Origin of the sequence: Streptomyces sp. NPDC086023 (assembly GCF_044540325.1) — a bacterium.
Lineage (GTDB): Bacteria > Actinomycetota > Actinomycetes > Streptomycetales > Streptomycetaceae > Streptomyces.
This window is the reverse complement of the sequence record NZ_JBITRX010000010.1, coordinates 103586-115870: the sequence shown is the minus strand read 5'-3', so window position 1 is coordinate 115870 and position 12285 is coordinate 103586. Positions and strand designations below refer to the sequence as shown.

The window sequence follows — 12285 nt, the reverse complement described above, 5'->3', positions numbered from 1 at the left end:
AAACTATTTGATGAGGTCTTTACCTGCTGGGTGTGCCGACTGTCACACATGAGAGTTAATCCGCGCGTCTGTGCAAGACAGGCCTTTGGTTTGTCTGGTATAGGGCGCGGATGTCCTTTACGTCAGCGCGCCGAACCGGCCTTCCGCCGGTCGGGGAAGCGCGAACGGGGGCCCACGGCGGTCGCTCCGTTGACGCCCGAGACGCCGGCGACGACCGGCGTACGGACCGGCTCCTCGCCCGTGGCGTCCAGCGCGGCCGCCTCCGCGGCCGCCTCGGCCGCCCGCGCGGAGTGCCGGTAGCGCGGCGGGACCAGGCTCTCCGCCCAGCGCGGTGCGCGCGGCGTGAAGCGCGGCAGGAGCAGCAGGACCAGGCCGACGGCACTCAGCGCGACGATCAGCAGCACGATCCACATCGAGGCGGAGTGCACCGAGTACGCCACCGCGCCGAAGGCGATCAGTGCCGACCAGAAGTACATGATCAGCACCGCGCGGCTGTGGGAATGGCCGATTTCCAGCAGCCGGTGGTGCAGGTGCCCGCGGTCGGCAGCGAAGGGCGACTGGCCGTTCCAGGTCCGCCGCACGATGGCCAGGATCAGGTCCGCCATCGGGATCGCGATGATCGTCAGCGGCAGCACCAGCGGGATGAAGACGGGCAGCATCGCGTGGGTCGCGTTCCGCTCGCCGCCGGCCCACAGGGCCATCGCGTCGGGGTCGACCTGGCCGGTGATGGAGATGGCCGCCGCCGCCAGCACCAGGCCGATCAGCATCGACCCGGAGTCGCCCATGAAGATCCGGGCCGGGTGCATGTTGTGCGGCAGGAAGCCCAGGCACATGCCCATCAGGATGGCCGCGAAGAGGGTCGCGGGGGCCGCCGCCTCGATGCCGTAGCCGAACCAGATGCGGTACGCGTAGAGGAAGAACGCCGCCGAGGCGATGCACACCATGCCGGCCGCGAGGCCGTCCAGGCCGTCGACGAAGTTCACCGCGTTGATGGTGATGACCACCAGCGCGACCGTCAGCAGGTTGCCCTGCCACTGGGTGAGCGAGACCGTCCCGACGAACGGAATGGGCAGCCACAGGATGGTCAGGCCCTGCATGACCATCACGCCCGCCGAGATCATCTGCGCGCCGAGCTTGATCAGCGCGTCGATCTCGAACTTGTCGTCGAGGACGCCCACCAGCCAGATCAGCGCCGCCCCGGAGAGCAGCGCCCGTGGCTCGTTCGACAGCTCGAAGACGCCGTTGAGGTTCTCCAGGTGGTCCGCCACCAGCAGACCCGCGCACAGCCCGCCGAACATGGCGATGCCGCCGAGGCGCGGAGTCGGTTCGCGGTGCACGTCACGCGCCCGGATCTCCGGCATCGCCCCGGCCGCGATCGCGAACTTCCGCACGGGCCCGGTCAGCAGGTAGGTCACCGCGACCGTGACGCACAGCGTCAGCAGGTATTCACGCACGGGCTGCCCCAGATGTATCGCCGGCCATCTCAGCCCCACACATTAGCTGCGATGCCCCCTGAGGTGAGGACACACGTTCACCCCTGCCCGGTTGCGGACGGCTCAGTGCCCCTCCGGGGCGGGATACGGGGGGAAGGCCCCGGCCAGCTCCGCGGCCTCCTCGGGGCCCGTGCTCTCGCCCCGTACGGCCGCGCCGAAGAGGCCCGCGATCCGCTCCATCTCACCCTCCTCCATCCCCTGTGTGGTGACCGCTGCCGTGCCGAGCCGGAGGCCCCGCTGGTTCCCGTACGGCAGGGCGCAGGTGTCGAGGACCATCCCCGCGGCGGCCAGCCGGCCCCGGGCGGTCGGCCCGTCCACGCCCAGCGGCGCGGGATCCGCGGTGATCAGGTGGGTGTCGGTGCCGCCGGTGACGACCGACAGGCCCTCCCGCTCCAGGGCCGCCGCGAGAACCCTCGCATTGGTGACCACCTGATGGGCGTACGTGGTGAACGCGGGCGCCTCGGCCTCCCCGAACGCCACCGCCTTGGCCGCGATCGTGTGCATCTGCGCGCCGCCCTGCGTGAAGGGGAACACCGCGCGGTCGACGCGCTCCGCCAGGTCCGCGCCGCACAGGATCATGCCGCCGCGGGGGCCGCGCAGCACCTTGTGCGTGGTGGCGCAGACGACATCGGCGTACGGAACGGGGCTGGGGGCCGCTCCCCCGGCCACCAGGCCGATCGGATGCGCGGCGTCGGCGACCAGGTACGCGCCCACCTCGTCGGCGATCTCGCGGAAGGCGAGGTAGTCCGGATACCGCGGGTAGGAGATCGAGCCGACCACGATGGCCTTGGGGCGGTGCTTGTCGGCCAGCTGCCACACCTGCTCGTAGTCGATCAGCCCGGTCTCGGCGTCGACGCCGTACGGGACGAAGGAGAACCAGCGGCCGGAGAAGTTCGCGGGCGAGCCGTGGGTGAGGTGTCCGCCGAACGGGAGCCCCATCGCCAGCACGGTGTCCCCCGGCCGCAGCAGCGCGGCGTACACGGCCAGCACGGCCGCCGACCCGGAGTGCGGCTGGACGTTCGCGTGCTCGGCGCCGAACAGGGCGGTGGCCCGGTCGCAGGCGATGCGCTCGGCCACGTCGACGTACTCGCACCCGCCGTGGTGGCGCTTGCCCGGGTAGCCCTCGGCGTACTTGTTCGCCAGCGGGGAGCCCAGGGCGGCCAGTACCGCCGGGGAGTTGAAGTTCTCGGCGGCGATCAGCTGGAGCCCGCGCGCCTGCCGGCGGGTCTCCCCCAGCAGGACGTCGGCCAGCTCGGGATCCTGCCGGCGCAGGGCGTCGAAGTCGGCTGCCCAGGGGCGGTGAACCTGTGTGACGGTCATGGCGCGGCTCCGGCGCGTGGGGGTGCAGTACGGCCACTCTAGGCCGCACCCCTCCCAAACGCACCGGAAACGGACGGATTGCCCCCGCGCCGTGCCGTCCGGCCGACCGCCTCAGTGGCGGGCGCCGACCCCGGTCAGGGCGGTGACCACCGGATCGAGGGCCTGCTGGATCTCGTCGCCGATGGAGCGGAAGAACGAGATGGGTGCGCCGTACGGGTCGTACACCTCGTCCGCCTCGGCGCTGGGGGCCAGCAGCCACCCGCGCAGGGCCGCGGCGGCCCGTACGAGGGCCCTGGCGCGCTCCACCATGCCGTCGGTGCCCTCGTCCAGGGGCGGCAGCGTGGCGGGGTCTATGGCCCGCACCAGGCGGGTGAACTCCTTCAGCGTGAAGGTGCGCAGGCCCGCCGAGTGGCCCATGGAGATGACCTGTGCCCGGTGGTCCCGGGTGGCGGTCAGCACCAGGTCCGCCCGGATGACGTGCTCGTCCAGCAGCTCGCGCCCGGTGAACCCGGAGGCGTCGGCGCCGAAGTCGGCGAGCACCTCGGCGGCGTTGGCCTCCATGGGGGCACCCTCGTGTCCCCAGGTGCCCGCGCTCTCGACGATCAGGCCTCCGATGCGGTGGGTGCCGTCGGCGCCCGGGAGCGGCTCGCCGAGCCGCTCCACCAGGGCGTGCCGGGTCAGCCGCTCGGTGATCGGGGACCGGCAGACGTTGCCGGTGCTGACATGGAGGATGCGGAAGGCGGTCCCATCTATGCCACGGCCCTCAGGGCTCACGGCGCCACCTCGAGGTCGGGTACGACCTCCCGCAGCTGCTGCGCCGTCAGGGCACCTTCCCGCAGCAGGACGGGCACCTTGCCGGTGACGTCGACGATGGAGGAGGGCTCGATGCCGGGGGTGGGGCCGCCGTCGAGGTAGACGGAGACGGAGTCGCCGAGCATCTCGCGGGCCGCGTCGCAGTCCTCCGGCGCCGGGTGGCCGGACAGGTTGGCCGAGGAGACGGCCATCGGGCCGACCTCGGTCAGCAGCTCGATCGCGACCGGGTGCAGCGGCATGCGGACGGCCACGGTGCCGCCGGTCTCGCCGAGGTCCCACTGGAGGGAGGGCTGGTGGCGCGCGACGAGCGTCAGTGCGCCCGGCCAGAAGGCGTCGACCAGTTCCCAGGCCTGCTCGGAGAAGTCCGTGACGAGGCCGTGGAGGGTGTTCGGGGAGCCGATCAGCACGGGGGTGGGCATGTTGCGGCCCCGGCCCTTGGCGCGCAGCAGGTCGGCGACGGCATCGGAGCTGAAGGCGTCGGCGCCGATGCCGTACAGGGTGTCCGTGGGAAGCACCACCAGCTCGCCGCGGCGCACGGCGGACGCGGCTTCGCGCAGGCCCGTCTTGCGGTCCGTCGCGTCGTTGCAGTCGTATCGCCGGGCCATCAGCGGGCCTCCTCGTGGAGCGTGGTCGAAGTGTCGGGGGTCATCACGGCAGCGCCTTGCGGGCGGTGGCGAAGCGCGGCCGGTTGTTCAGGTCGGGGTGGTCGGCCGCGTCGGCCCAGCCCCGTTCCTCGGCGAAGATCCACGGGACCTGGCCGCCCTGGGTGTCGGCGTGCTCGATCACGACGACGCCGCCGGGGCGCAGCAGCCGGTGCGCGGTGCGCTCCAGGCCGCGGATGGTGTCGAGGCCGTCCTCGCCCGAGAACAGCGCCATCTCGGGGTCGTGGTCCCGGGCCTCCGGAGCGACGTACTCCCACTCGGTGAGCGGGATGTACGGCGGGTTGGAGATCACCAGGTCCACCTGGCCGTCCAGCTCGGGGAGCGCGGTGAGCGCGTCGCCCTGGTGGACGGTGACCCGCGAGCCGTCCGCGTTCTTGCGCGTCCAGACCAGCGCGTCCTCGGACAGCTCGACGGCGTGCACCCGGGACCGCGGCACCTCCTGCGCCATGGCCAGGGCGATCGCGCCGGAGCCGGTGCACAGGTCCACGATCAGCGGCTCGACCACGTCCATCGCCCGGACGGCGTGTATGGCCCAGTCCACGACCGACTCGGTCTCGGGCCGGGGCACGAAGACGCCCGGACCCACCTGGAGCTCCAGGTAGCGGAAGAAGGCGCGTCCGGTGATGTGCTGCAGCGGTTCACGGGCCTCGCGGCGCGCCACCGCTTCCCAGTAGCGCGCGTCGAAGTCGGCGTCCTTGACGGTGTGCAGCTCTCCCCGCTTGACGCCGTGGACGAAGGCGGCGAGCTCCTCCGCGTCGAAGCGCGGTGAGGGCACGCCCGCGGCGGCCAGCCGCTGGGTGGCCTGGGCCACCTCCGCGAGCAGCAGGTTCACGCTTCCTCCAGCGAGTCCGTACGAGGTGTTACCGCGCGGTGTTACGGCGCGTCTTGCGTCTTACTGCGCGGCCGCGAGCTTCGCGGCGGAGTCGGCGTCGACGCAGGCCTGGATGACCGCGTCGAGGTCGCCGTCGAGGACCTGGTCCAGGTTGTACGCCTTGAACCCGACCCGGTGGTCCGAGATCCGGTTCTCCGGGTAGTTGTACGTACGGATCTTCTCGGACCGGTCGACGGTGCGCACCTGGCTGCGGCGGGCGTCGGCGGCCTCCTGCTCGGCGGCCTCCTGCGCGGCGGCCAGCAGCCGCGAGCGGAGGATGCGCATGGCCTGCTCCTTGTTCTGGAGCTGGCTCTTCTCGTTCTGGCAGGACGCCACGACGCCGGTCGGGAGGTGCGTGATGCGCACGGCGGAGTCGGTGGTGTTCACCGACTGGCCGCCGGGGCCGGAGGAGCGGTACACGTCGATGCGGAGGTCGTTCATGTTGATCTCGACGTCGACCTCCTCGGCCTCCGGGGTCACGAGGACGCCGGCGGCGGAGGTGTGGATCCGGCCCTGGGACTCGGTGGCCGGCACGCGCTGCACGCGGTGCACGCCGCCCTCGTACTTCAGGCGGGCCCAGACCCCCTGGCCGGGCTCGGTCGCGCCCTGGCCGCCCTTGGTCTTCACGGCGACCTGGACGTCCTTGTAGCCGCCGAGCTCGGACTCCGTGGAGTCGATGATCTCGGTCTTCCAGCCCACGCGCTCGGCGTACCGCAGATACATGCGCAGCAGGTCGCCGGCGAACAGGGCGGACTCGTCGCCGCCCGCGCCCGCCTTGATCTCCAGGAGGACGTCCTTGTCGTCGCTCGGGTCGCGCGGCACCAGCAGCAGGCGGAGCTTCTCGGTGAGCTCCTCGCGCTGCGCGGTGAGCTCCTTGACCTCGGCCGCGAAGTCCGGGTCGTCGGCCGCGAGCTCCTTGGCCGTGTCGATGTCGTCGCCGGCCTGCTTCCAGGCGCGGAAGGTGCCCACGATGGGGGTCAGCTCCGCGTAGCGCTTGTTCAGCTTGCGCGCATTGGCCTGGTCGGAGTGGACCGACGGGTCGGCGAGCTGCTTCTCGAGGTCGGCGTGCTCGCCGACCAGTTCCTCGACCGCCTCGAACATCGGGGGACTCCTGGAGTGAATGAGCGAAAGGGCTGCGGGGGTGCGGGGGCCGCCGACCGCGGGACGGCGTACGGGGCCACGCCCGCGGGACGACAAAGGCGCCGGTCGGGCCGCCCCCGCGAGAACGGGGGCGGCCGGCGACCGGCGCCGTGGCTCGCTACTTCTTGGAGCCGGCAGCCTTGCCGAAGCGGGCCTCGAAGCGGGCCACGCGGCCACCGGTGTCGAGGATCTTCTGCTTGCCCGTGTAGAACGGGTGGCACTCGGAGCAGACCTCGGCACGGATGGTGCCGTCGGTCAGGGTGCTGCGGGTGGTGAACGACGCGCCACAGGTGCAGCTGACCTGGGTCTCGACGTACTCGGGGTGGATCTCGCGCTTCAAGGTGTCTCCTAGTTTCGGGAGGGCTCCGGGTCGCAGGGGCCGAATTGCGCGCTGCGTGAACCGGGGCCGACGTACCAGTCTGCCAGGACCGGGACGCCTGTCAAAATTGCGGGACGCTGTCGTCAACCGACCCGGGTGCCCGGGTATTCCGGGGGCCTCCGGGTGCTACTTCAGGATGCCTTCGGCCTGGCCCTTCGCGCCCGTCTCCAGGGCCTCGGCCGGCAGCGGCCGGTCACTCAGGAGCGCGGCCCAGATGAGCCCGGTCTCCTTCTCCAGCGGGACGACGCGGTTGGGGTCGGCGGCGTCGGCGCCCACCGGGAGGGTGACCATCTGCATCCCGGCGGGCTCGATGCCCTCCAGCCCGGCGGCGAAGCCCATCAGCGACTTCACGTCCCCGAGCTTGCGGTCGGTGGTGATGGCCTTGGTTGCGGTGTCCGCCAGGTCGAGCAGGCGCTTGGGGTCGTCGAACACCCCGATGCTCTTGACCTGCTTGATCAGTGCCTTGATGAAGGCCTGCTGGAGCTGGATGCGGCCGAGGTCGCTGCCGTCTCCGACGCTCTTGCGGGTGCGGACCAGGCCCAGGGACTGCTCGCCGTCGAGCTTGTGGGTGCCGGCGGCGAGGTTGAGGTGGCTGGCCCCGTCCTTGATCGGCTTGGTGGTGGTGACCTCGACGCCGCCGAGCTTGTCGATGATCTTCTTGAAGCCGGTGAAGTCGACCTCTAGGTAGTGGTCCATGCGGATGCCGGACATCTTCTCGACGGTCTTCACCGCGCAGGCGGGGCCGCCCACGGTGAAGGACTCGTTGAACATCTGCCGCCGGCCGCCCGGGTCCGTGCCCCCGCCGTCGGTGGTGCAGGAGGGCCTCGTGACCAGGGTGTCCCGGGGTATGGATATGACCGCGGCCTTCTTGTGGCCCTCGTAGAGGTGGACGATCATCGCCGTGTCCGAGCGGGCGGAGCCGCCGTCGTCCGCGCCGTACTCCCCGTTGGCGCCGGAACGGGAGTCGGACCCCAGGACCAGGATGTCCATCGAGCCGTTGTCGACGTCGGCCGGGCGGTCGTCGCCGAGGGCCGCGTCGATGTCGACGCTCTTGAGGTTGCCGTTGAACTTCACGTACACGTAGCCGAGGCCGGCGCCGCCGAGCGCCACCACGCCGGCGGCGGTCCACGCGGCGGCGGTGAGCGCCCTGCGTCGCGTCGTCGGGCGCTTGCGCCGTCGGCCCTTGCCGTTCCCCGCGCCCGTGCTCTGCTCGGTCATGCTCTCCTCGTCTCCGCGATCGTCCCCGGGTCTGCTGCTTCCCCTCCCGCGTTCCGCCAGGAGAGACGGGGGATCCCGCCGAAGGGTTGCACGACGGGCTGTGCCCACCGTGTGGAGACGGTGGGCACAGCGTGACGGTGCGGAGGAGGTGGCGCCGGGCTGTCGTCCGGCGCCCACCTGGGCTTTAACCGAGCAGGTCGTATCCGCCGAAACCGGTTCCGAATGCGACACGTGTGGCGAACGTCGCACTGGCGGTGGCCGAACCGGTGCCCTTGTATAGCCACAGGGCACCGGCCGAGTCGCGGGCCAGCAGGTCCGCGCGGCCGTCGGTGTTCACGTCGCCCACGGCGACGATCCGGTTGTACGTGTTCCAGCCGCCGCCGATCTTGACGCGGGCGGCGAAGGCCGAGGTCCCGGCGGTGCCGGTGCCCTTGTACAGCCACAGGTACCCGGAGGAGTCGCGGGCCACCAGGTCGGCCTTGCCGTCGCCGGTGAAGTCGCCGTGGCCGCGGACCATGCCGTACGCCTGCCAGCCGGGACCGACCAGGACCGAGGCGGCGAAGGTGCCGTCGCCCTTGCCCGGGTAGAGGTAGAGGTTGCCCGACTCGGTGACGCTGAGCAGGTCCGGCACGTCGTCGCCGGTCACGTCGCCGGGGGCGACGATCTGGCGGCGGGTGCTCCAGTCGCTGACGACCTTGGTGTGCACCCAGCCGGTGCCGGAGACGTAGTGCGACCAGTAGACCGAACCGCTGGTGTTGCGGCGGACGACGTCCTGACGGCCGTCGCGGTCGAGGTCGGTCTGGGTGATCAGGTTGGCCGAGCTCAGCGTGGTCCAGGCGCTCTGCCGGCTGTAGCTGGAGACCCGGGAGTGGAAGGGGTAGACCGACTTGCTGGAGCTGCCGCGGGCGAGCAGGTCGGCCGTGGAGTCACCGCTCCAGTTGGCGTCGTACACGCGGGCGCGGATCGGGCCGGCGTACGCGGTGACCTTGGCGTAGACCCCGTACGAGCCTTCGTTCACGCAGGTCACGGAGCCCCAGGAGACGATGCCGATCAGCCGGCCGCTGCGTACCAGCGGGCCGCCGGAGTCGCCCATGCAGGACGAGGTGGTGCCGGCGTCCTTGCCGGAGGCCGGCGTGCCGGCGCAGAGCATGTGCCCCTTGATCAGCTGGTCGCCCCAGTAGTCGTCGCACGTGGTGTCGGCGACGAGCGGGAGGTCGGCGCGCTTGAGGTACGGGGAGATGTCCTCGCTGGTCGAGCTGTAGCGGCCCCAGCCGTACACACTGGCCGTGGCGCCCGTCTGGTAGAGCGAGGTGTCCGTGGAGCGGGCGATCGGCAGGTTCTTGACGGTCACCGGCGAGGTGAGCGTGAGGACGGCCACGTCGTTGTCGGTCGTGGCGACGTCGTACGACGGGTGCTTCCACTGGCGCTTCACGAAGCGGTACGTGCCGCCGTGCCAGTCGACCGAGTCGTCGTCGTTGACGGTGGGCAGCTGGCTGGTGCCGACGACGACGAAGCTGTCGCGGGTCCAGTCGAGGCCGTCGACGCAGTGGGCGGCGGTGACGATCTTCGTGGGGGTGACGACGGTGCCGCCGCAGAAGAAGCCGAGGTCGTCCTCGGGGTCCTCGGTGTCCTGGTCGTCGAAGAAGTGGAGCTGCGCCATCCACGGGGCGTTGGCGATGCTCTCCGCGCCGCCGCCGATGATCATCGGTGCCGAGGGCTTCGCCCCCGATTCGGCGGCCTTGCGCCGGCGCGCTTCGATGGAGCCGGCGACGCGTTCGGCGATGTCCCCGTCGTCCGTTCCGGTGGCGGCCGCCGTGGTGCCGGCCGCGTCCACCTCGGCGAGGAGCGGGGACTCCACGGCCGCGGGTACCGCCGCCTGGGCTGCGGTGGCGGTCAGTCCCGTACCGAGCAGGGCGGTGACGGCCAGGGTCACGGAGACCACTGTTCCGGGCCTGCGCCACGGCCGGGCGGCACGAGTGCGTATCTGCACGCGCATTCCTTCGGTTCGGGCGGCGGCGGGGGCCGCCGCAGGGCAGGAGCAGCTGGTGGGCAGCTGCCGCGCAACGATGTTCGCGTACGGCCCGTGCGCCGCGTACACCGGGTGGAAGCCCGGCGTCCGCGACGGGGCTGGCGACGCTGGCGAGGGGCCGCGCCACCACTGAACTCCTCAGCGGTGTGCCGCAGTTCAACCCCGCGCGCCACGGGGGAGCACTTCCCCGCAGACGCAGAACACCGCCCCCGTCACCGAAGTGACGAGGGCGGTGTCCTAGACGCCGGAGAAGCCCGTTCCGGTTCCGGCCGGGCCGCTCGCTCTGCGTCAGTCGTCGTTCTTGCCGGACGACGGGGTCGTCTTGGCGATCTGCATCAGGAACTCGGCGTTCGACTTCGTCTGCTTCATCTTGTCGAGGAGCAGCTCGATCGCCTGCTGCGAGTCGAGCGCGTGCAGCACCCGGCGCAGCTTCCAGACGATGCTGAGCTCCTCGCTGTTGAGGAGGATCTCCTCCTTGCGCGTGCCCGACGGGTCGACGTCGACGGCCGGGAAGATGCGCTTGTCGGCGAGCTTCCGGTCGAGCTTGAGCTCCATGTTGCCGGTGCCCTTGAACTCCTCGAAGATCACCTCGTCCATGCGCGAGCCGGTCTCGACCAGCGCGGTGGCCAGGATGGTCAGCGAGCCGCCGTCCTCGATGTTGCGCGCGGCACCGAAGAAGCGCTTCGGCGGGTAGAGCGCGGTCGAGTCGACACCACCGGACAGGATGCGGCCGGAGGCGGGCGCCGCGAGGTTGTACGCGCGGCCCAGGCGGGTGATCGAGTCCAGCAGGACGACCACGTCGTGACCCAGCTCGACGAGGCGCTTGGCGCGCTCGATGGCCAGCTCGGCGACCGTGGTGTGGTCCTCGGCCGGGCGGTCGAAGGTCGAGGAGATGACCTCGCCCTTGACCGACCGCTGCATGTCGGTGACCTCTTCCGGACGCTCGTCGACCAGGACGACCATCAGGTGGCACTCGGGGTTGTTGTGCGTGATCGCGTTGGCGATCGCCTGCATGATCATGGTCTTGCCGGTCTTCGGCGGGGCCACGATCAGACCGCGCTGGCCCTTGCCGATCGGCGACACGAGGTCGATGATGCGGGTGGTCAGCACGCCCGGGTCGGTCTCCAGGCGGAGCCGGTCCTGCGGGTACAGCGGGGTGAGCTTGTTGAACTCGGGGCGGCCTCGGCCGGACTCCGGCGCCATGCCGTTGACCGAGTCGAGGCGCACCAGCGCGTTGAACTTCTCGCGGCGCTCGCCCTCCTTCGGCTGGCGCACGGCACCGGTGACGTGGTCACCCTTGCGCAGGCCGCTCTTGCGGACCTGTGCGAGGGAGACGTACACGTCGTTCGGGCCGGGCAGGTAGCCGGAGGTCCGGATGAACGCGTAGTTGTCGAGGATGTCGAGGATGCCCGCGACGGGGATCAGCACGTCGTCGTCGGCGACCTGCGGCTCGCTCGTACCGAACTCGTCGCGGCCACGACGGCCACGGCGGTCGCGGTAGCGGCCCCGACGGCCACGGCGGCCGCCCTCGTCGTCGAAGTCGTCCTGCGGCCCGGTGTTCTGCTGGCCACGGCCGGCCTGCTGCTGGCGCTGGCCGCCCTGGCCCTGCTGGCCGCCCTGCTCGTCGCCCTTGCCGCGCTCGCGGCGGTCGCGCTGACCGCGCTCGCCACGGTCGCCGCGCTCGCCACGGTCACGACGGTCACGGCGGCCGCGGCCCTCGGCACCGTCCTGCGCGGCGGAGACGGCGGTGGCCGCCTCGGCCTTGGCGTCGGTCTGGGCCTCGGCCTTTGCCTCGGCCTGCGCCGGAGCCTCGACACCGGCGGGGCTGCCGGCGGCGGCGGTGGCGCGGCGGCGGCGGCGCTCGCCGGCCGGGGCGTCATCCGCCCCGCGCTCGGCGTCGCCCGCACGGGCGGTGCCCCCGGCCGGCTGGCCCGGGATGTCGATCTGCTGCTGGGCGGCCGGCTTCTCGGCACGCGCGGCGGCGGGGGCCTCGGCGGGCGCCTCGGCGGTCTCGCCGGTGCGGGCCTTGGAAGTGGCGCGGCGCTTGGGCTTGGTCTCGGCGGTCTCGCCGGCGCTCTTGGCGGGCGCGGCGCTGCCGCCTCCGGCCTGCGCCTCCTTGATGACCTCGATCAGCTGGCTCTTGCGCATGCGCGCGGTGCCCCTGATCCCGAGGCCCGAGGCGACCTGCTGGAGCTCGGCCAGGACCATGCCCTCGAGGCCGGTGCCGGCGCGGCGGCGCTTGGGGGTAGCAGCACCCGCGGGCGCGCTGGTGTCGACACTGGTGTCGGCAGCGCCCATCAGATCGGTGGTGTCGCTCACGAAGGGTCCTTCCCTGGAGCGGACGTCGGCCTGTCTGGCTC

At 71.7% G+C, this 12285-nt stretch carries 10 protein-coding genes; all 10 read right to left on the bottom strand.

Going from position 1 to position 12285, the window contains the following annotated elements:
• Nucleotides 1-122: 122 nt before the first annotated feature.
• A complete protein-coding gene (locus tag ACIF6F_RS20915; RefSeq protein ID WP_399948980.1) occupies nucleotides 123-1466 on the bottom strand; it encodes an MraY family glycosyltransferase in 1344 nt (447 codons plus the stop codon).
• A gap of 90 nt (nucleotides 1467-1556) precedes the next feature.
• Entirely contained in the window at nucleotides 1557-2813 is a 1257-nt protein-coding gene (glyA, locus tag ACIF6F_RS20910; protein WP_399948611.1) for a serine hydroxymethyltransferase, read from the bottom strand.
• Between the two features lie 111 nt (nucleotides 2814-2924).
• Nucleotides 2925-3587, bottom strand: a complete 663-nt coding sequence (locus ACIF6F_RS20905) for a protein-tyrosine-phosphatase (RefSeq protein WP_399948609.1) — start codon at nucleotides 3585-3587, stop codon at nucleotides 2925-2927.
• The gene (locus ACIF6F_RS20900; protein WP_399948606.1) at nucleotides 3584-4231 is read right to left on the bottom strand and encodes an L-threonylcarbamoyladenylate synthase; all 648 of its coding nucleotides are present in this window, start codon (nucleotides 4229-4231) and stop codon (nucleotides 3584-3586) included. The genes ACIF6F_RS20905 and ACIF6F_RS20900 overlap by 4 nt, the downstream gene beginning before the upstream one ends.
• 43 nt (nucleotides 4232-4274) lie before the next feature.
• A complete protein-coding gene (prmC, locus tag ACIF6F_RS20895) occupies nucleotides 4275-5120 on the bottom strand; it encodes a peptide chain release factor N(5)-glutamine methyltransferase (protein WP_399948604.1) in 846 nt (281 codons plus the stop codon).
• Nucleotides 5121-5180: 60 nt separating this feature from the next.
• A complete protein-coding gene (prfA, locus tag ACIF6F_RS20890) occupies nucleotides 5181-6260 on the bottom strand; it encodes a peptide chain release factor 1 (RefSeq protein WP_399948602.1) in 1080 nt (359 codons plus the stop codon).
• Nucleotides 6261-6417: 157 nt separating this feature from the next.
• Nucleotides 6418-6639 (bottom strand): 50S ribosomal protein L31, encoded by a 222-nt coding sequence (gene rpmE, locus ACIF6F_RS20885; RefSeq protein WP_399948600.1) that lies wholly within the window; start codon nucleotides 6637-6639, stop codon nucleotides 6418-6420.
• A 165-nt stretch (nucleotides 6640-6804) separates the two neighbouring features.
• Nucleotides 6805-7896: an LCP family protein gene (locus tag ACIF6F_RS20880; RefSeq protein WP_399948598.1), complete on the bottom strand. Its 1092-nt coding sequence runs from the start codon at nucleotides 7894-7896 to the stop codon at nucleotides 6805-6807.
• A 184-nt stretch (nucleotides 7897-8080) separates the two neighbouring features.
• Nucleotides 8081-9892 carry a trypsin-like serine protease gene (locus tag ACIF6F_RS20875; protein ID WP_399948596.1) on the bottom strand — a complete coding sequence of 604 codons (1812 nt, stop codon included), beginning with the start codon at nucleotides 9890-9892 and terminating at the stop codon, nucleotides 8081-8083.
• A gap of 321 nt (nucleotides 9893-10213) precedes the next feature.
• Nucleotides 10214-12244 (bottom strand): transcription termination factor Rho, encoded by a 2031-nt coding sequence (gene rho / locus ACIF6F_RS20870; protein ID WP_399948594.1) that lies wholly within the window; start codon nucleotides 12242-12244, stop codon nucleotides 10214-10216.
• Between the last annotated feature and the right edge of the window lie 41 nt (nucleotides 12245-12285).

Bases quoted from the DNA above. Each gene is read 5' to 3' on its own strand.
- glyA (WP_399948611.1), bottom strand. From the start codon at position 2,813: ATGACCGTCACACAGGTTCACCGCCCCTGGGCAGCCGACTTCGACGCC.
- ACIF6F_RS20880 (WP_399948598.1), bottom strand. From the start codon at position 7,896: ATGACCGAGCAGAGCACGGGCGCGGGGAACGGCAAGGGCCGACGGCGC.
- prfA (WP_399948602.1), bottom strand. From the start codon at position 6,260: ATGTTCGAGGCGGTCGAGGAACTGGTCGGCGAGCACGCCGACCTCGAG.
- ACIF6F_RS20900 (WP_399948606.1), bottom strand. From the start codon at position 4,231: ATGGCCCGGCGATACGACTGCAACGACGCGACGGACCGCAAGACGGGC.
- ACIF6F_RS20875 (WP_399948596.1), bottom strand. From the start codon at position 9,892: ATGCGCGTGCAGATACGCACTCGTGCCGCCCGGCCGTGGCGCAGGCCC.